Origin of the sequence: Mucilaginibacter ginsenosidivorax, from assembly GCF_007971525.1 — a bacterium.
GTDB lineage: Bacteria > Bacteroidota > Bacteroidia > Sphingobacteriales > Sphingobacteriaceae > Mucilaginibacter > Mucilaginibacter ginsenosidivorax.
This window is the reverse complement of sequence record NZ_CP042437.1, coordinates 569641-589139: the sequence shown is the minus strand read 5'-3', so window position 1 is coordinate 589139 and position 19499 is coordinate 569641. Positions and strand designations below refer to the sequence as shown.

At 45.0% G+C, this 19499-nt stretch carries 15 protein-coding genes; 8 read left to right on the top strand and 7 right to left on the bottom strand.

The features are described 5' to 3' along the window. Nucleotides 1–699: 699 nt before the first annotated feature. The 3 genes from FSB76_RS02495 (at nt 700) to FSB76_RS02485 (ending at nt 6078) form a co-directional block, all read left to right on the top strand. Nucleotides 700–3933 (top strand): DUF1553 domain-containing protein, encoded by a 3234-nt coding sequence (locus tag FSB76_RS02495; protein WP_147052025.1) that lies wholly within the window; start codon nt 700–702, stop codon nt 3931–3933. Between the two features lie 7 nt (nt 3934–3940). After that, entirely contained in the window at nt 3941–5443 is a 1503-nt protein-coding gene (locus FSB76_RS02490) for a DUF1501 domain-containing protein (RefSeq protein WP_147052024.1), read from the top strand. A 149-nt stretch (nt 5444–5592) separates the two neighbouring features. Beyond that, nucleotides 5593–6078: a DUF4126 domain-containing protein gene (locus FSB76_RS02485; protein WP_158642823.1), complete on the top strand. Its 486-nt coding sequence runs from the start codon at nt 5593–5595 to the stop codon at nt 6076–6078. Here FSB76_RS02485 and FSB76_RS02480 read toward each other — a convergent pair. Then, a complete protein-coding gene (locus tag FSB76_RS02480) occupies nt 6075–7193 on the bottom strand; it encodes a mechanosensitive ion channel family protein (protein WP_147052022.1) in 1119 nt (372 codons plus the stop codon). The two genes, FSB76_RS02485 and FSB76_RS02480, sit on opposite strands and share 4 nt — an antisense overlap. A 172-nt stretch (nt 7194–7365) precedes the next feature. On the opposite strand from FSB76_RS02480, the gene FSB76_RS02475 reads away from it, so the two are divergent. Continuing rightward, nucleotides 7366–7986: a TetR/AcrR family transcriptional regulator gene (locus tag FSB76_RS02475; protein ID WP_147052021.1), complete on the top strand. Its 621-nt coding sequence runs from the start codon at nt 7366–7368 to the stop codon at nt 7984–7986. Nucleotides 7987–8265: 279 nt separating this feature from the next. On the opposite strand, the gene treY is transcribed toward FSB76_RS02475, so the two are convergent. From treY to glgX, 3 genes are read right to left on the bottom strand one after another with little or no spacing between them, the layout of a single operon-like run. Further along, complete coding sequence (gene treY, locus FSB76_RS02470) at nt 8266–10950, bottom strand: malto-oligosyltrehalose synthase (RefSeq protein ID WP_147052020.1); 2685 nt, start codon at nt 10948–10950, stop codon at nt 8266–8268. After that, on the bottom strand, nt 10943–12781 hold the full coding sequence (gene treZ / locus FSB76_RS02465) for a malto-oligosyltrehalose trehalohydrolase (protein ID WP_147052019.1): 1839 nt from the start codon (nt 12779–12781) through the stop codon (nt 10943–10945). Before treZ ends, treY begins: the two co-directional genes overlap by 8 nt. After that, nucleotides 12759–14906, bottom strand: a complete 2148-nt coding sequence (gene glgX / locus FSB76_RS02460; protein ID WP_147052018.1) for a glycogen debranching protein GlgX — start codon at nt 14904–14906, stop codon at nt 12759–12761. Before glgX ends, treZ begins: the two co-directional genes overlap by 23 nt. 218 nt (nt 14907–15124) lie before the next feature. Here glgX and FSB76_RS02455 point away from each other — a divergent pair, with 218 nt between their 5' ends. Further along, nucleotides 15125–15490 carry a response regulator gene (locus tag FSB76_RS02455; RefSeq protein WP_147052017.1) on the top strand — a complete coding sequence of 122 codons (366 nt, stop codon included), beginning with the start codon at nt 15125–15127 and terminating at the stop codon, nt 15488–15490. 239 nt (nt 15491–15729) lie between these two features. Here FSB76_RS02455 and FSB76_RS02450 read toward each other — a convergent pair whose 3' ends face one another. Beyond that, on the bottom strand, nt 15730–16218 hold the full coding sequence (locus FSB76_RS02450) for a DUF2238 domain-containing protein (RefSeq protein WP_225976396.1): 489 nt from the start codon (nt 16216–16218) through the stop codon (nt 15730–15732). Nucleotides 16219–16332: 114 nt separating this feature from the next. Here FSB76_RS02450 and FSB76_RS02445 point away from each other — a divergent pair, with 114 nt between their 5' ends. After that, nucleotides 16333–16539 carry a helix-hairpin-helix domain-containing protein gene (locus tag FSB76_RS02445; RefSeq protein ID WP_147052016.1) on the top strand — a complete coding sequence of 69 codons (207 nt, stop codon included), beginning with the start codon at nt 16333–16335 and terminating at the stop codon, nt 16537–16539. A gap of 8 nt (nt 16540–16547) precedes the next feature. Here FSB76_RS02445 and FSB76_RS02440 read toward each other — a convergent pair whose 3' ends face one another. After that, nucleotides 16548–17066, bottom strand: coding sequence for a DUF2306 domain-containing protein (locus FSB76_RS02440; RefSeq protein ID WP_147052015.1), 519 nt, complete (start codon nt 17064–17066; stop codon nt 16548–16550). Nucleotides 17067–17176: 110 nt separating this feature from the next. After that, nucleotides 17177–17890, bottom strand: coding sequence for an SGNH/GDSL hydrolase family protein (locus tag FSB76_RS02435; protein WP_147052014.1), 714 nt, complete (start codon nt 17888–17890; stop codon nt 17177–17179). A gap of 243 nt (nt 17891–18133) precedes the next feature. Between FSB76_RS02435 and FSB76_RS02430 the strand changes: the two genes are divergently transcribed. Next, nucleotides 18134–18445: a hypothetical protein gene (locus tag FSB76_RS02430; RefSeq protein WP_147052013.1), complete on the top strand. Its 312-nt coding sequence runs from the start codon at nt 18134–18136 to the stop codon at nt 18443–18445. Nucleotides 18446–18838: 393 nt separating this feature from the next. Further along, entirely contained in the window at nt 18839–19465 is a 627-nt protein-coding gene (locus FSB76_RS02425; protein WP_147052012.1) for an RNA polymerase sigma factor, read from the top strand. Nucleotides 19466–19499: the final 34 nt, after the last annotated feature.

Below are 19499 nucleotides of genomic sequence, written 5' to 3'. Positions count from 1 at the left end.
ATTTAAGCCACTCTTTCCACCGCAGGTGAAGAGAGGGTGGCGGGCGCAGCCTCGCCGGGTGAGTCTTAACCTTCATGCGATATTCCGCATTCCCGCTCCTACGTTTCGCCAGGTTTTGATTTCAATCATGGCCTTCCTTTTCAAATTTAGACAGCTTCTAAGAGGCTGTTTAAATTTGATTTGATAAAAATGTTATAGTGGTTTGGCTACCAAATTACCTTGTTGTTTTCTTACGTATTTATCAGGCATTGAACCTGCATTATAAACATTCGATTGAACGCGGGCTACAACTCACCCGGTCGAGGCTACGCCCGACCACCCTCTCTCCGGCTGCGCCGCATAGAGGGTTTACAATTATTAGTTTATTAATCATCAGTAATTTATAAAACAAAAATCTTTAAAACCCTCTTTGCGGCGTAGCCGGAGAGAGATTCGGCCAGCGCAGCGTAGCCGGGGTGAGTCGTCGCCACCATACAATATCAAATATTCCACGCCCCTGCGTTTGGCCTGGCTTTAACATTCAATAATGGTCTTTTTCTTTCATTTTTAAACAGCTACCAAGAGGATCGCAATTTAATAAATTTAATCATCAGGTTGACCCGTTAAAGTCGGGTTTGTGCAAATTGATGTGGCCTTTGTGAAATTTTTATTCCACGGCTCCGCGTAGCTTTATCCAGATTATCAAACCTGATAAATTGTATGATGCTGAGGTCTTTTTTAGTAACGCTAAGTGCCGTAGTGGTAACAGGCAGCGGTTTATTTTTTTATTCTTCGGCTGTCGATTTGCCTGCCGATGTGCAAAAAGCATACGACGCTTTGCCGCCAACGGTTGATTATAACATTGATGTAAAGCCTATACTATCCAACAAGTGCTTCGCCTGCCACGGCCCCGATAAAAACAAACAAAAGGCGGGTTTAAGGTTAGATATAGCTGCAAATGCCTACGCCGAAATCCCCGACGATATAGGCGTTGTTGCCATTAAACCCGGCGACCTTCAGCATAGCGAGGTGGTAAAACGCATCTTATCAACCGATTCAACCTACCTGATGCCCGCTCCCGAATCGCACCATACATTGTCGGCCTACGAAAAGGCTGTAATTATAAAATGGATAAAAAACGGGGCTGTATATAAACCTCACTGGGCCTTTGTAAAACCGGTAAAGACAGTCGTTCCCGTGGTTGATGGCGTGGTGAATAACCCTATTGATAACTTTGTGCTGGCCAGGCTTAAACGGCAAAACCTGCTGCCATCCAAAGAAGCTGATAAAGAATTGTTGTTGCGCAGGCTTTCGCTTGACCTTACCGGCTTGCCGCCAACGCTAAAAGAGATTGATGATTATTTAAAAGATTCATCGCCCAATGCTTATGAAAAACAGGTAGACCGCCTGCTGGCATCGCCGCATTATGGCGAAAAAATGGCTGTGGACTGGCTGGATGCTGCCCGTTTTGCCGATTCGCATGGGTACACGGTAGATAGGATAAGGGATATGTCGCCCTATCGCGATTGGGTAATTAAGGCTTTTAACAGCAACTTTAGCTACGATAAATTTATCCAGTGGCAATTGGCCGGCGACTTGATGCCGCACCCAACAAAAGATATGATCATTGCTACCGCCTTTAACCGTAATCACCAGCAAAATATGGAAGGCGGCGTTGTTGAGGAGGAATACCAAACCGAATATGTGATTGACCGTACAAATACCTTTGGCAGCGCGGTATTAGGCATGACTGTAGGCTGCGCCAAATGCCATGACCACAAATTCGACCCGATATCGCAAAAGAATTATTACCAGCTGTTCAGTTTTTTCAATAACGTAAAAGAGGCTGGGCAAATATCCTGGGACGATGCTTTGCCAACGCCAACATTAATGCTGCCAACAGCGCAGAAGGAAAAAATACTTGCTTTTATTAATGACAACATCGCGCAGCAAAAAAACACCATTGCCCAAACAGAAAGCAAGGCTTTGGCTGATTTTGATAAATGGCTTGCCAATGGCGAATATAAAAAACTGGCTACTGAAAAAATTCCGGCTAATGGCTTGCAGGCCAGTTTTAATTTTGATAAGGGCGACCTGGCAAGCAGCGTGAACCCTAAATATATAGGCACCATGAAACGCGAAGGCGGGCAGGCCGGCGATGCACCTTTAATTGAGGCTAAGGGCGATGGCAAGGCATTGGCCTTAAATGGCGATACCTGGCTGGATTTGAATAAGATTGGCGTATTCCGCAAGTCGCAGCCCTTTAGCATCGGTATTTGGGTTAACATTCCTAAACAGTTGGGCGAAGGTGTAATTTTCCATAAAGGCAATTCCGAACGGCTGTACAACTTCAGGGGCTATCATTTATACCTCAAAAATAATAAGCTGGAGTTAAACATGGCCCACACGGGGCCTTCAAATGCAATAACCCTGGTTACTGTGGATGACGTGCCCCGCGATAAGTGGATACAGCTTACGGCAACCTATGATGGATCGGCAAAGGCGGATGGTTTTAAACTGTACCTGGATGGCAGCGAAATGAAAATGGAAACCACCATGGATCAGCTTACCAAGGATATTTTATTTATGGGCGATAGCCAGCCCGGCTTGCAGGTTGGCGCCTGGGAACGTGGGCGTGGTTTTAAAGACGGCAAGGTTGATGATATTGTGGTATACAACCGGACCCTTACCGCTTTCGAGGTGAAAATACTGGCGCAAAAGGATAGCTGGCAGCAGGTGGCTGCAAAAAACAAGGAGGCCTTATCTGCCGATGATATTGGTAAGCTAAAAGCCTACTACCTTACCGCCGTTGCCCCGCTGATGCTGGCCGAGACAAAAAAGTTAACCGCATTGCGCACTACTTTATCAGATTCGACCGAAAACGTGGCCGAGTTGATGGTAATGCAGGAAATGGCCAAGCCTAAAAACTCGTACCTGCTCAATCGTGGTAATTACGATATGCCCGGCGAACAGGTTTTTCCCAACACGCCCGAAGCTATACTGCCATTTGCGGCCGGTTTGCCTAAAAACAGGTATGGCCTGGCGCAATGGGCTACAAATGCCGATAATCCGTTGGTAGCAAGGGTAGCGGTAAACCGTTTGTGGCAAAACTTTTTTGGAACCGGGCTGGTGAAAACCAGCGAAGATTTTGGTAACCAGGGCGAAATGCCCAGCCACCCCGAACTGCTGGACTGGCTGGCCACAACCTTTGTTGAGCAAGGCTGGGATATGAAAGCTTTGAATAAACTAATCGTGATGTCGGCTACGTACCGCCAGGATTCGCGGCCGGCTAAAGAGGCTGCAGAGAAAGATCCTGAAAATCGTTACCTGTCGCACGGCCCGGCGTACCGGATGCCTGCCGAGATGATTCGCGACAATGCCTTATTTGCCAGCGGATTGTTAAACACCCAAATAGGCGGCAAAAGTATAAAACCATACCAGCCCGCGGGTTTATGGGAAATTAACAATACCACTTATACACCCGATACCGGGAAAGCAGTTTACAGGCGCAGTTTGTACGTTATTGTAAAACGATCTGTCCCCAACCCAACATTGGCTACGTTTGACGCGCCATCGCGCAGCTATTGTATTATTCGCCGGCAAAAAACCAATACGCCACTGCAGGCGTTGGTAACCCTGAATGACCCTACGTTTGTGGAGGCTGCCAAGGTTTTGGGCGAGCAAATGACCCGAAATACTGATGGCAAGGCAGCCATTACTACCGCCTACCGCAAACTAACCAGCCGCAGCCCCACAGCCGACGAAGTAAGCCTGTTAATGGCTCTGCAACAGGTAGAACTCAAAAAGTTTAAAACACACCCCGAGAAACAAAAGGGCTGGCTTACGGCCGGCCAGTACCGGGTAGATAAAAAGCTGGATGGCGCTTTAATAGCAGCCAATACCGTAGTGGCCAGCGCTATTTTAAATTCAGATGCATCATTAACCAAAAGATAAAACACCCATGTCAGATTTTCACCATGATGAGGAATTCAGGCTGCATACGCCGGAATTTAATGAGCTTCACCAGAAGATGGACAGGCGCAATTTTTTAACCAAAACTTCACTGGGTTTGGGCGCGCTTGCCGTTGGATCGTTATTTGGCAATAGTGTTTTTGGAAGCCCGCTTAAACGCCCGGGCAGCCTGGAGGATGATATTTTGAGCGCCCTGCCACAGATCGCACCGAAGGCAAAACGGGTAGTATACCTGTTCCAGGCGGGCGGGCCATCGCAATTTGAGACTTTTGATTACAAGCCCAAACTGGCTACCATGCTTGGCCAAAACCTGCCCGATTCGGTGAGGCAGGGGCAAAGGCTTACCGGGATGAGCGCCAACCAGAGCGTGCTGCCGCTGGCGCCATCGTACTATAAATTTAACCGGCACGGCCAAAGCCAAACGTGGATGAGCGAATTGATGCCCTTTACCGCCCAGGTGGTAGATGAGCTGTGTATTGTAAAATCGCTGTATTCTGAAGCTATAAACCATGATCCGGCTATAACTTTCCTGCAAACGGGTAACCAATTGCCGGGCAGGCCTTCAATAGGTTCCTGGATTAGCTATGGTTTAGGGTCGGATAATCAAAACCTGCCTACTTTTATTGTACTGGTTTCAAAAAATGCACCTAAAGACCAGCCTTTGTACGCCCGATTATGGGGTAACGGTTTCCTGCCATCCAAGTTCCAGGGGGTGCAGTTTGGTTCGGGCAAAGATCCAGTTTTGTTCCTGAATAATCCCGAAGGCTATGATGGCGCAGATAGAAAGGAAATGCTGGAATACCTGTCTAAACTCAACAACCTGCAAAACGCCGCGTATGCCGACCCTGAGGTAGATGCCCGCATAGCCCAGTATGAAATGGCTGCCCGCATGCAAACATCGGTACCCGAGGTAATGAGCACCGCTAACGAGCCCAAAGAAATTTTTGAGATGTACGGCCCCGATAGTAAAGACCCCGGTACCTATGCCGCCAATTGCCTGCTGGCGCGAAAGCTGCTGGAAAAAGATGTGAAGTTTGTGCAGCTATACCACCAGGGCTGGGATCAGCATAGTAACCTGCCATCGGGCATAGCCGGGCAGTGTAAAGCCACCGACCAGGCAACTGCTGCCTTGATCAAAGATTTGAAACAACGCGGGATGCTGGATGATACACTGGTAATATGGGGCGGCGAATTTGGCCGCACCGCATACTCGCAGGGCAAGTTAACCGCCGATAATTATGGCCGCGACCATCACCCGCGTTGCTTTACCATGTGGATGGCCGGCGCAGGGGTAAAACACGGCATCAGCTATGGCGAAACGGATGATTTTAGCTACAATATTGTAAAAGATCCGGTGCACGTACACGATTTTCAGGCAACGCTGTTGCACCTGATGGGCATCAATCACGAGTTGCTGACTTACCAGTTCCAGGGCCGCCGTTTCAGGCTTACCGATGTGGAAGGGAAGGTGGTGAGGGATATTTTGAGTTAGTATCAAGTAGTAAGTAGTAAGTATCAGGTATCAAGATTTTTTATTGCTTTTATCGAAGGTTGAAGACAGTGCGACACTGCCAGTGTTTTGTTGTTTTATACAGAACATAATCAGCAATGCATGGTTATTATCATATAATAAGCATCAACATGGAACTCAAAATATCACATCCTTTTTGGCAGGTTATGGGGTTGGGCGCTTTGGCCGGCATGCGGTCAACATCGGCACCGGTTATTGCCAGTCATATATTAAGCCATCATCAAACTAAAAGACTTGATCACTCGCCATTAAAATTCATGCAATCCAGGAATGTCGCGCTGGCGCTGAAGATACTGGCTGTAGGCGAAATTATCGGCGATAAGCTGCCATCGGCTAAAGACCGGGTTAAACCGGTTTCGGTTGTGTTCAGGATGATGTCGGGAGCGCTTGCCGGCGCCAGTGTATACAAAGCAACAGGGGGCAACCCTGCTACTGGTGCTTTAATTGGTGGCGCTGCGGCTTTTGCATCAACATTTGGCAGTTTTTGGTTACGTAAAGATGCCGTAAAAGCAAGCAATGTAACCGATCCGTTTGTTGGCGCTATAGAAGATGCCCTGGTAATTGGCAGCGGTATTGAATTTTCAAATGCAGCTTAAGCTTCGGCTTTAGGCTGCAAATATTTTTCAAGGTTACTAACCTCGTTCCTGATTCTTGGCAAGCTGCCGGGGTAGTTTTGCTGGATAAAGCCAACCAGGTTTTCGCGGATGTAACAGCGCAGGTCAAACGCCTCTGACGAGTTGCGGGCACTCATGAGCACACGTACTTCGATGTTGTTTTCTTTGGTATCGGTTACCTGTACCACCTGCACCTTTTTATCCCACAGCGGGCTTAAATTAATCAACCGCTCAAACTCCGTGCGGATGGCATCCAGCGGAATGGTATAATCTACATATAAAAACACGGTACCCAAAATTTCGGATGAGGTGCGTGTCCAGTTCTGAAATGGCTTGGTGATGAAGTAATTGATAGGGAGTATCAGCCTTCGTTTATCCCAGATGTTAAGCACCACGTAGGTTAGCGTAATCTCTTCAACGCGGCCCCACTCGCCTTCTACCACCAACACATCATCAATACGGATTGGCTGTGTAAACGCTATCTGGAAACCGGCCAGCAGGTTACCCAACGAGGTTTGTGCCGCAAAACCAACAATTATACCGCCTATACCAACTCCCGTGAGCAACCCTGTACCAATTTTGCGCATGCTGTCAAAACTGAGCAGTATGATGGCAATGGTTACAAACACAATAAGCACCACCAAAAACTTGCGGATAAACTGAATTTGTGTGCGCACCTTGCGTTCAACCAGGTTATCGGCTTTGTTAAGATCGTACGTGTGGTAAATGTAATCTTCAAGCACCCTGATGGAACGTACCAGGATGCCGGCGAATGATATGGTCAGGAAAATCTCGATTGTTTTATCAAGTGGGGTGAGGTAGGCTTTATCCATCCGCATCAGCGGGATAAACAAATTAAACAGGAATAACGGGATGAAATAGGTGATAGCCTTGCCCAGGTTTACAATAACCGACCTGAAGAAAGAATAATCCGTCTCTTCTTTTTTTGCATATATCCTAAACAAACGTGTAACTGCAAGTTTTATGAGCAAACCTACCAGGATAGCTGTTACTGTTATAATAAGGTTCCATACGAAGGCAGGGATTTGTTTTGAAAATTCAAGCAGATCAGGGGGGAGTCTGTTAATGATATTCATGCTTAATAACGTTAGTTAATTACTATCATAAATACTACGAATGTAAAATTGTTTTAACAACACGTAATGAAAGGGGTGTTGCTACAGTTATGTATAGATTTTTTGATAGATTTGTTTAAAAAGTCAGGAATTTAGTTTTTAAGCTGGCTGGAATTTAATAATTGATACGGCAATGGCTACAACCCACGACCATCAGGACATAAAAAGGGAAAAGATATTAGAGGCATCGTACGAGCGTTTTTTACATTATGGCTATTCAAAAACCACGATGAATGAAATTGCCGGCGACCTTTCAATGTCAAAAGCACTGCTGTATTATTACTTTCCGGATAAAAGCCAGCTGTACATGGCCGTAATGCGAAAACTGGCTGTAGACTACCTTAAAAAACTGGAAGAAAAGGCCGATACATTCGGCAGCCTTAAAGAAGCTTTTGTTTTCCAGATTAATACCCATCACGATTTTATTGTAAGCAATTATAACTTTTTTGATTTTTTCAGGCTTAACGAGCAAAATTTGCCAGATACCATTTGGGAAATTGTTGAGCAGGTGCACAAAGCCGAACTTACTTTGTTAACCAACGCTGTTAAAAATGAAATGGAAAAAGGCTGCATTGGGCCGATTGAAAATCCCGAAGAATTGGTAGATCTTTTACTGGATGCCATGCACGGTATCAGGGTAGGGGCCGTATCTCAAAAGAAAAGCAGTTTCCCCCGCAAAGAACACCTGGAAGAGATCAGGAGCAAGAAGCTTTTGCTTACCGACATCTTCATCAAAGGGTTACTTTATTGTTAATACAACCTATTAAATACCGGTTAGTATTAAATGTCAGTATCCCGTAAAAATGACCGGGTTATCACATGCTTGCTGTATATTATAGATAACTTTGTTGTAACATTTAATTAATAGTACTTGTTAAAGTATCTATATATAATTTGTTTATACTTCCTATTTAATTAAGAGGTGATTGTTTTAGAGTGATTTAGCCGGATGAAGATTTATTTTTCATCCGGCTTTTATATTTACAACCTGCCGGGCTGGTAATCTGCTTTAAAATGCCGCTTCTTTTTGTTATCAACCCTTAACCGATTTAAGTACAGCAAGGGGTAATTGTTTAAATATTGCCCTTACTTCAATTTCATTGGCAGCTATAAATGTTTTTCCGTCGGTTATTGCCTGCCAGTGGGAAGGTGCATTAGCTGGCAATATAATCCGGGTGTTTTGCCAATCCAGTTCATCAGGTTTAGTGCTGTCGGTGTTAATTTGGGCCAGGTGCAAAGGCAGAGCCACAATATACCAGCCATAGGCACTGCTTCGGGCAAAGGCAATCACATTTTCTTCGTATTTGCCCTTAACAGTCAAGGATATATAATCACCATTTTTAAATACCTGCGGATTATCCCTGCGTTGGTTAAATAATACGCTGGTAAGCCAAAGCTTGATGTGGCCGCTATAGCGGTTTTTCCAAAGCGCTTTAATAGTGATTTTATTACCGGCTATAGCATCCAGTGCTTTCGCCCTTAAGTTATAGTCCACCGGGCGGCGGTTGTCCGGGTCAACCATGCTCAGGTCCCAAAATTCGCAGCCCTGGTAAACGTCCGGCACACCGGGGCAGGTAAATTTTAAAACCGTTTGCGCAAGCGAATTGATAATGCCATAATCTGCAACCTTTTTCAAAAATGGCAAAAAGCTTTTCATAAAATCGCTGCCGGGCTTTAATATGGCGTTTACAAACTTTTTGGTGCTTTCTTCATAAACCTGGTTGGGCTCGGCCCACTGGGTATGCAGTTTGGCTTCGCGCAGGCCTTTTACCAGGTATTCTTCAATACGGTTGGCAAAGTCGTCGCTTTCGCCGGGCATGGGGTAGCTGCCGGCAATGGTTTGGTAAAGCAGGTATTCGTCGTTGTCGTCGGGTGCGTTGTTGGTTTTGTGCCTGTTGTTAATGGTTTGCCAATGTTTAACAATCGCTATCCATTCGGCGGCCATATCGGTAAGTGCGTTTAGCCTGGCCCTCACGCCTTCGCCGCGCTTGGTATCGTGTGTGGCAGTGGCATTCATGGCCAGCGGCCATTGTTGCTGCCGGGCTACCATGATAGCATGAAACTCATCAACCGGCAGGCCAAAGGTTTCCGGGGTATCGCCAACCTCGTTGTGGCCTATAAACCTGTCGTATGTATACATCAGCGTATCCTCAACGCCCTTGGCCATTATGGGGCCCGTAAACTGCATACAGCGATGGTAAAATTGCAGCACGCGGCTATTATAATCCGCATTGCCGTTTTTCAATAATACGCTTTCTAACAAACGGGCGGCTGCTTCAATTTCGGGTTTTGCTTCGCCGATGTTTTTGAATATCTCTTTTATGCCTTGCTGATCGTCCGCAGCTAAAGGAAAAGTATTGCCATAATAACGGTACACGGGGCAACGGATCAAAAATTCGGCTATGATAAGCTTAATGTTGTTTTCTTTGATGGATGATGCATCGGCCAGCTCCAGGTCGCAAAATAGCTGGTAAAGGTTTTGCAATTCGCCGGCCATGTGCTCATATAATATCAGCGATTTCTTTTTTAAGATAGCCTTGTTAACGGGCAACTTATCCCGGGCAATATCACGGTAAAAGGCGGCAAATTGCTTTTTACTTTCGGCCTGGGTAAAAAGGTTGTTCACAGCGGCCAGGAAGTCGTACCCGGTAGTGCCCTCAATGGGCCAATCTGCGGGCAAGGCCTCGCCATCTTCCAGTATCTTTTCAACTACTATATAAGTTTCTTTGCCCGCAAAAGTACGCAGGCGTTGCAGGTACCCAGCGGGGTCGTATAAGCCGTCAATATGATCTAAACGCAGGCCCTGGATAATATTTTTATCTAACAGATCCCGAACCAGCTCATGGCATTTATCAAAAACCCTGGGTAGCTGCATATTTAGGCAGATAAGGCCGTTCACCGTAAAAAACCTCCTGAAGTTGATCTGCTTTTCGGTTTCCTGCCAAAAGCAAAGCCGGTAATATTGCTGGTTGGACAGTTGGCCGAGCAGATTTTTTTCGCCATTAATATGGCTTACTACTGCCCGGAATATCTTTTTTATTGCGGGTTGTTTATGCAGCGATGCGAGTTGCTCTTTAAGTTCGGCAAAACGTAATGCAAATGATACATCGTCATCTGCCTGCTGAATTTCTTTAGCTTCTTCAACCAGTTCGCTGATGATCTGCGTTGGTTGCCCCACCTGCTCCAGTATGGTAATGTAAGAGCGGAGGTTTAACGGGTATTGCTGATCGCCGCAGGCAAAAGCAAAACCGTTGCCGGCAAATACCATTTTAATTTGGCCCTGCAGCAAGGCCTCCTCAAACGGAACGCCTAAAAATGGTACCATTATCCGACCATCATAAACGGGGGCCGACCATGATATGTCAAAAAAATCGGCATAGGCCGATCGCCTTCCTTTTTCCAGCACATCCATCAGCCACTGGTTGTTGGCGTGGTAGGCCATGTGGTTGGGTACAATATCCTGCAGCCAGCTGATGTTTAATTTTTTAAGTTTTTTGCTGATGCCTTCCAGTTGCTTCAGCGTGCCAATCTCGGGATTAATGCGCAGCGGGTTAACCACATCATAACCGTGGGCGCTGCCCGGCGTTGCTTCAAAAATAGGCGAGGCATATAACGTGCCGATGCCCAATTGCTGCAAATAAGGAATAATGGCATTTAAATGCTTAAAGGTAAAATCCTTATTGAACTGAATTCTGTACGTTGCAGCCGGGTTATGCATAATATTGGGTGTATATCAATATAGATTCGGGCGGTACCGATACTTCGCTTGTGTTTATTATTGCCGGTGACGCTACCGGGCCGTTCCATTTAGGCTCGGCAGAATCAAAGAGCTTTTGCCATGGCTGGTTGTTGTTGCCACCTATATTCAACTCCTGGTCTTTTTTACTGAAGTTGAGCAGGCAAAGTACCCGCTGCTCATCCGTCCATCGCTGAATGATGATTGTTTGGGCGGCCTCATCAACTTTTACACTCATATTATTCCGGTCGGTTTTTTTAAATGCTGGTTGTTGTTTTTTTAAGCTGATGAGTGTTTTATAATAATTCAGCATCAACAGGTGTTGCCCCTGGTGGGGCAATGCCCAGTTGAGTTTGGAGTTTTCAAACGTGCTCACAGCTTGTGGGTCTGGCGCTTCGCCTTCGGCATGAAAATCGGCAAATTCGGCTTTACGGCCTTTGCGCACGGCTTCAATCAGTTTTTTATCGGTATGGCTCACAAAAAACTGGAAAGGGTTAGTTTCGCTCCATTCCTCGCCCATAAACAGCATGGGTAAAAATGGGCTTATCATAACTGCGCCGGCCATTAGCTTTTGCATCCCGAAGCTAAACAATTGGCTCGAACGCTCGCCCAGCATACGGTTACCCACCTGGTCGTGATTTTGCGAGAATACCACAAACTGCCGCCCGTTAATACCATCTGTTTTGGTGCCGAAAGTTTTTTGCCGCTGTTCAGAATATTGGCCGTGATATACATAGCCGTTTTGGTAGGCATTGGCTAAATCGGCAATACCATTAAAATCGGTATAGTAGCCGTTGCGCTCGCCGCCTGCTGCAACCCGCAGGGCATGGTGAAACTCATCTATCCATTGAGCGTCAAAGCCGTAGCCGCCCTTTTGCACAGGATTAATGTACCGTGCATCATTCAGGTCGCATTCGGCAATTAAATAGTGCGTTTTACCGCTTTGCTGTGCCAGTTGGGCAACGTGTTCGGTTATCTCCTGTAAAATGTGTACAGGGCTAAAGTCCCTGATGGCATGTACGGCGTCCATTCGCAAGGCATCTATGTGAAAATCGCGCAGCCACATAAGCACATTTTCAATAAAATATCGCCGCACCTCGTCGCATCCGGCATCGTCAAAATTAATGGCTGCTCCCCAGGGCGTGTGGTATTTATCGGTAAAGTAAGGGCCAAACCGGCCAAAGTAATTGCCCTCCGGGCCCAAATGGTTATAAACTACATCAAGAATAACTGCCAGCCCCTTATTGTGGCAGGCGTTTACCAATTGCTGCATGCCTTGCGGGCCGCCGTAACTGTTTTGCGTGGCAAATGGAAAAACACCGTCGTACCCCCAGTTTCGGTCGCCGGGGAACTGCGACACGGGCATAATTTCAATGGCTGTAATCCCCAGGTCAATTAAATAATCCAGTTTTTCTTCAATGCCCTTAAAATTACCTTCGGCGCTAAAAGTTCCGGTATGTAATTCGTAAATAATATAATCGGCCAACAATGGGTTTTTCCATTGCTGGTCTGTCCAGTTGAATGATTTTAAATCAACAGCTTCAGACGGGCCGTGTACGCCTTCGGGTTGCAGCAGCGATGCCGGGTCGGGCAATTGTTTACCATCCACCTTAAACCAATAGGTATCTCCTGCTTTTATTTTATCGGTATCCAGCGCCCAGTATCCGCGTTCCTGTTTGATTAGGGTAAGGTGCGCGTTGCCTGTTTGCAGTGTTACCTCCGTAGCGTCCGGTGCCCAAACGTTTACCGTGGCAAATTTATCGTTGTTAAAATTAACCCCTAATGTTCTGTTAATGATGTTTTGTTTCGCCATTGTGGATGAGCTGATGCTGAAGCAGTACTACCGACCGCCCTTCAACCTGTATAGTTTCATGTGCTTTAAATGTTCCTTTGGTTTCTTCGTTGGGGTTTTTGTTACTGTCAATCAGTAAGTCCCAATCGTCAGCGTATTCTGATGGCGGCAGCTGGTAGCTTAAAGGCTGGTCATGCGCGTTAAATATGATGTAGAAGCTATCATCTACCACCTTATTACCTTCGGCATTAACGCTGTGCAGTCCCAATCCGTTTAAAAATACGGCTACCGATTTGGCAAAATTGTGATTCCAGTTATCCTCTGTCATTTCGGTACCATCGGGCAAAAACCAGGCAATATCGGCCACGCCGCTTTTCTTTTCAACCTCGCCCTTAAACCAGCTTTTGCGCGAGAATGCCGCATGCTCTTTCCTCAGCTTAATCAGTTTGCCGGTAAACACCATCAGGTCTTTGTCCATGGTTTCCCAATTTATCCAGCTCAGTTCGTTATCCTGGCAGTATGTGTTGTTGTTGCCTTTTTGGGTACGGCTCATTTCGTCACCGGCTACCAGCATAGGAACCCCTTGTGACAGGAAAAGCGTGGTTAAAAAATTTCTTTTTTGTTTTTCGCGCAGCTCATTAATGGCTTTGTCTTCGGTTGGGCCTTCAACCCCACAGTTCCATGATCGGTTATGGCTTTCGCCGTCGTTGTTATCCTCGCCGTTGGCTTCGTTATGTTTTTCGTTGTAGGTTACCAGGTCGTTAAGGGTAAAGCCGTCATGAGCGGTTACAAAGTTAATGCTGGCTGTTGGCCTGCGGTATGATTTGTAAAGATCGGAGCTGCCGGTAATCCTGTCGCCAAACTCGGCCAGTGAACTTTCGGTGCCGCTCCAGAAATCGCGGATGCTATCGCGGTATTTGCCGTTCCATTCGGCCCATCCCGGCGGAAACTTGCCCACCTGGTAGCCACCTTCGCCAATATCCCATGGCTCGGCAATTAGTTTTACCTGCGATATGCAGGGGTCCTGGTGAATAATATCAAAAAAAGCGCTCAGCCGGTTTACCTCGTGCAACTCGCGCGCCAGGGTAGCGGCAAGGTCAAACCTAAAGCCATCCACATGCATTTCCAATATCCAGTAACGCAGGCTATCCATCATCAGGCGTAATACATTGGGCAGGTTGGCATTCAGTGTGTTCCCAGTGCCGGTGTAGTCCATATAATACCGGTTATCTTCGGCCAGGCGGTAGTAACAACAGTTATCAATACCGCGGAACGATAGGGTAGGTCCCATTTCGCTGCCTTCGCCGGTATGGTTGTAAACCACATCAAGTATTACCTCAATACCGGCCTTATGCAGTTCTTTTACCATGGTTTTAAACTCGGTAACCTGCTCGCCGCGCACGCCGCTTGATGAGTAGCGGGCATCGGGGGCAAAAAAGCCGATGGTATTGTAACCCCAATAGTTAGTAAGCCCTTCTTCAACCAGGTGCCTGTCGTTCAAAAAATGATGGATAGGCATCAGTTCGATAGCGGTAATGCCCAGCTCCTTTAAATATTTAATAGTTACCGGATGACCGATGGCCGCGTAGGTGCCCCTGATCTCCTCCGGGATTTCGGGATGCATTTTGGTAAAACCTTTAACGTGAGCTTCGTATATCACCGAGTTATAATATTCTATACAAGGAGCTTTATCGCCCTCCCAATCAAAGTTATGGTCAATAACCACCGATTTGGGCATAAAGGCTGCATTATCGGTTTCACTAAAGCTCAGGTCTTTTTCATCGCTGCCTATCTGGTAGCCAAAAAGCGAATCGTCCCAGTTAATGGTGCCAGATATGGCTTTGGCATACGGATCAAGCAAAAGCTTATTGGGATTAAAACGGTGGCCGTTTTCGGGCTCGTAGGGCCCGCTTACACGGTAGCCGTAAAGCTGGCCGGGTTTTAAACCGGGAATATAGATATGCCAGATGAGTTCGGAATATTCGGTAATAGGGATCCTTTCTGTTTCTATTTCATCTTCGGGGCTGTGAAACAGGCAAAGATCAACACCGGTAGCGTTCTCGGAATATAGGGTAAAATTTACGCCCTTACCATCCCATGTGGCGCCAAGCGGGAATGATTTGCCAGGGTATGTTGTTATTTTCATAGGGGATACTGTCCGTTTTTTTTAAATCTTAAATGATCAGTTATTTAAGGAAAATGGGATTGATTTGTTTGGTTGTTAAAAAAAAATATTACGTAGCGATTGATAACGAAATTGTAAAAAAACGAACACAATGGTTGCTTTGGGTTTAAAATTGTTAATTTATAATTGATGGTTATAAATTAACTTATGTAGCTTTGTATATCTATTATAATAAACCTATGAGTAAAAAAATATTTGTAGTTGAAGATGATGCAGATCTGTCTGACGCGATACAGATGATCCTGCACCAAGAGGGGTATCAAACCGTTGCCTCGTTTGATAAAAACTCGATAAAGGGCGTTATATTACACATGCCGGATATGGTATTGGTTGATCATAAACTAAAAGACGGTTTTGGCAGCGAACTTTGTGTTGCCATTAAAAAGCATCCTTTAACGTACCACATTCCGGTAATATTGATCTCCGGTTATCCTGATCTGGCCGATATTGCCAAGGCATGCGGTGCCGACGCCTGGTTAAGCAAGCCATTTGAACTTGCGGATTTGACCCGGCTGGTTGATCATTATTTGAAACGCGCAGCTTAATTAATAGTTAAATTTAGTTTCCTGTCAGGGCCGGGTAATGTTAGGCAACTTAGCCCCTGGTTATGCTATTGATGATAGCCGCCGGTACCAGGCAAATATTAAATAAGGTGTAGTTCACTTTATTTTGCCAAACCTGAATTTTTTATCTGCTTATCCTGTAATTTTGCAAAAAATATAACCATAAAGCTTGCGCCTATCATGGCAAAAAGCATGTCTGATTGCGTATCCCAGATATCGCCCTAGGTGCCTAAAAATGAATCGCCGCTTGAGCCGGAAGCCACGGATACAAACCACTCTATAAACTCATATAATACGCTGATGGTGGTACAAACGCAAACGGTTAGCACGGCCAGCCAGCCGCGTTTTTGAATAATGTTTTTCCTGATAAATAGTTCCCGGGCTATCAGGGCAGGTACAAAGCCCTGGGTAAAATGGCCAACTTTATCGTAGTTATTACGTGCCTGGTGAAAAATATCTTTTACCCAATCAAACAGCGGCACAAGCGCGTAGGTATAATGGCCGCCTATAAACAAAACATAACAATGCGCCAGTATCATGATGTAGGTAAAATAGCTGAACCTGAATTTATTGAATGTTAAAACCAGGGCGATAAAACCTAAAATTGCCGGAAAAACTTCCAATATCCAGGTAAAATAATCATGCGGATATATGGCCGAGCCTATTAAGCCGGCAAAAAACAAGAACACTAACAGGTAGTATTTTTTCATGCTACAATATGGGTATTAATTTCGGATAGTCGCAACCAGCCCGATGATTTGTCGCGCCGGTACCGCGTTGTAAAGGGATACAAGTGTTAAATTTGAGTATTAAACCTAATAAAGATGAAAGACAACAGCATCGACAACCCATTGCATAAACTGTCGAACCCGGCACAGCGCGCCTTAGCCAACGCCGGAATAACGGATATAAATCAGTTAGCTGCCTGGCGCGAAGCTGATTTTATGAAATTACATGGCACAGGCAAAAAAGGCCTGCAAATACTTAAAGCATTAATGGCCGAAAGGAATATTGCGTTTAGGCAAATGTAAATGCACTATCAGCTTAAATTGATATCGGGTGTTCCGGTCGTTTTTCTTTTCGACCTGATTTTCAATAGCTGGTATAAAACGCCTATCACAAATACGGCAACAAGCGTCATCAGGCCCATTTTTGCTACGGGATCATTAGGGTCTGCGGCCAGCGGATGACTGATGGGTAGCCTGGTTAAGGTTTCGATAGTAGCCGGTATCATAGAAAAAAACAAGGTGAGCGACATGATAAAAACCTGTACATATTCGGCCGACTTGCCTAAAAAGCCAATTGATTTGGCGTAAATACCCAAAGGCAACACTACTAAAACGATAATAGCCAGGCCATGGCCCGCAGTAAAGTGCCCAGTTTTCATGATGGGAAGGGCTGTAAGGCAACCGATAACAGTAAACAGGATATACAATTTGCCGGGACCGCTTTTAGGATCGATTTTTCCCTGGCGAAACAAAGCATAAAGGGCAACAAGTACGGCAAGGATACTGATAGCAGTGTGAAAAATTCCGAGTGGGGACAGGTGATTAGGCATGATGTGATGTTTTAAGGTGATAGCATGTGTTTAAAACTACCGGTTGTGCCACCGGTAGTTCTAAGCTACATAAATGCCGTTACATTTGCAAGTTGCTATTAAACAAGCGGTTATTTTAAGGCCTTGGCTATAGCTTCTTCGGTTACCTTTGCCATAATTTTATAGCCCGCCACATTGGGGTGTACACCATCGGTTGTTAATTCGGCCTTTTGCCCGTTGCGCTCATCGGCCAGTGGCGAGAAATAGTCGAGCAAGGTAAAGTTATTAGCCTCGGCATAGGCCTTAATTTCTTTGTTTAAGCTGATAATCTTATCGGCCGGTTTAAGGCCTTTACGCCATGGATAATCAAATACCGGGAGGTACTGGCAAAGGATTACTTTGATACCATGCAGCTTAGCCAATTCGGCCATCGAACGTATATTATCCATAATAGTTTGGTTGCTCACGTGCCCGGTATTCGCGGCAATATCGTTACTGCCGGCCAGTATAATAACCGCTCTGGCTTTTAAATCAATTACATCCTGCCTGAAACGTATCAACAACTGCGGCGAAATCTGACCGGCAATGCCACGGTCGAGATACTGGCGGCCGGCAAAAAAATCGGGCACCCTGGCCTTCCAGAACTCAAATATCGAACTGCCTAAAAACACCACGCGTTTTTCGCCGGGTTTGGGTTCGCCTAACTGTTGGTTTTCTTTTTTGTAGTGCGATAGGGCAGCCCAATCGTCTTTAAAATCTTCTTTTGCGGTATCAGGTTTGCTTTGTTGGGCAAACAGGTTCACGGAAAAAAAAATAGCCAGTACCAGGGAGTAAATGTATTTCATAGCTGCTTTTTCGGTTTAAACAAAAATAGCGGAAATTTCTCCGCCGCAGTAAGGTTATGTTAGGTGCACGAAAGGTGCAGCAAAGGAGAGCCAACAGTATGTGAAAAGAACTATTTTTTTGATGAAGAAAAATGGTTTTAATGCTGCATTCTTAATTAATTAAGTTTGTTTAAAATAAAATTAATTAATAGTTATAAAACCTTTGCACTGCTTTCTTGTTATCAGTGTATATCTATTAACACTATGAAAACTTTTAACGAGCATGAGTCAGTAATTTACACAGATGCCCAGGGTAATGTAATTGATACATTTGTGATATTTGATACCGATAAAACTACCGGCCTCACACACATCAATCACATGAACTTAAGGGTGCCAACTGATAGTTTGCAACTACACCCGGCGTCTATTGCTAAATGGAATTTACCAATGAAAGACGCCTTTAGCTTCCAGATATTTAAAAAATTGAAAGATAAATACCAGGAGCCTGCCATCCCTACTGTAAAGCGTACATTAACTGCCGAGCCCGGTTACAAACTGGCAAAAGCTTCTTAATAATTAAACCAAAATATTTTTCAATAAAAAACTCCGCCCTCTGAGCAAGCAGGACGGAGTTTTTTTTATGAGCCGAGTAATGGCATTATCGGGCATTTACAAGCAAGAGATGGCCATGAAATTTGTTTGGACAAACAAGTTATCAAACAATTATCCCATAATACATGGTAATTATAAAGCACGCCCAAAGCGAATGTATCGTTCTTTAGATTATTAAGGCGAGTTTTTTTCGTTTAATCAGCAACCAGTTTCTACGTTAATTGAGTTAGCCTATTTGAAAGCTTGCCTTTTGCGGGCATAATTATAATTTAAAGTTTATGTAAAATGATTGTTATAATTCATTACATTGTACTTAAATTCATTTTTTAAAAAGTAGATGATTTTGGCTTAATTATGTCTGAAAGTATTGTAGGTATTTACGACGACAATGTTGCAACCTGGCTTGCCTTTAAAGAGGGCAGCTGGGATGCCTACACACAGCTTTATAATAACCATTTTAAAGTACTTAATAATTACGGGTACAAATTTACCCGCGACGTAAATATTATTGAAGATGCAATACATGACCTGTTTATTAAACTTTGGACAAACAGGGCAACCCTTGGAACCCCGGCATCGGTAAAAAATTACCTGTACAAATCGTTGCGCGGTATTATTTTTCGCAAAATGCAGGGGCAATCGCGTTTTGTCGATTTAGAATCGGAAACCGATTACAATTTTTCTTTCGAGATATCCTTTGATCACCAGATTATTGCCAATGAAGAGGAACGCGAGCTTCAGCATAAAATAAAAACGGTGGTAAAAACTTTGCCGGCCAGGCAGCAGGAAATCATCTACCTGCGTTTTTACGAAGGCCTGGGCTATGAAGAGATATCCGACATTATGGAAATCAACATCAACTCCACATACAAACTGCTCTACAAGGCATTCAATAACTTGCAGGGTGCGCTAAAAACCTCAAAACTGGTTATTGTTATTGGCCTTTATGGCTGTTTAGGTACCCATATTCACGCAAATTAAATTTATTTTTATTAAGGAGGGATAATTCCCGCAT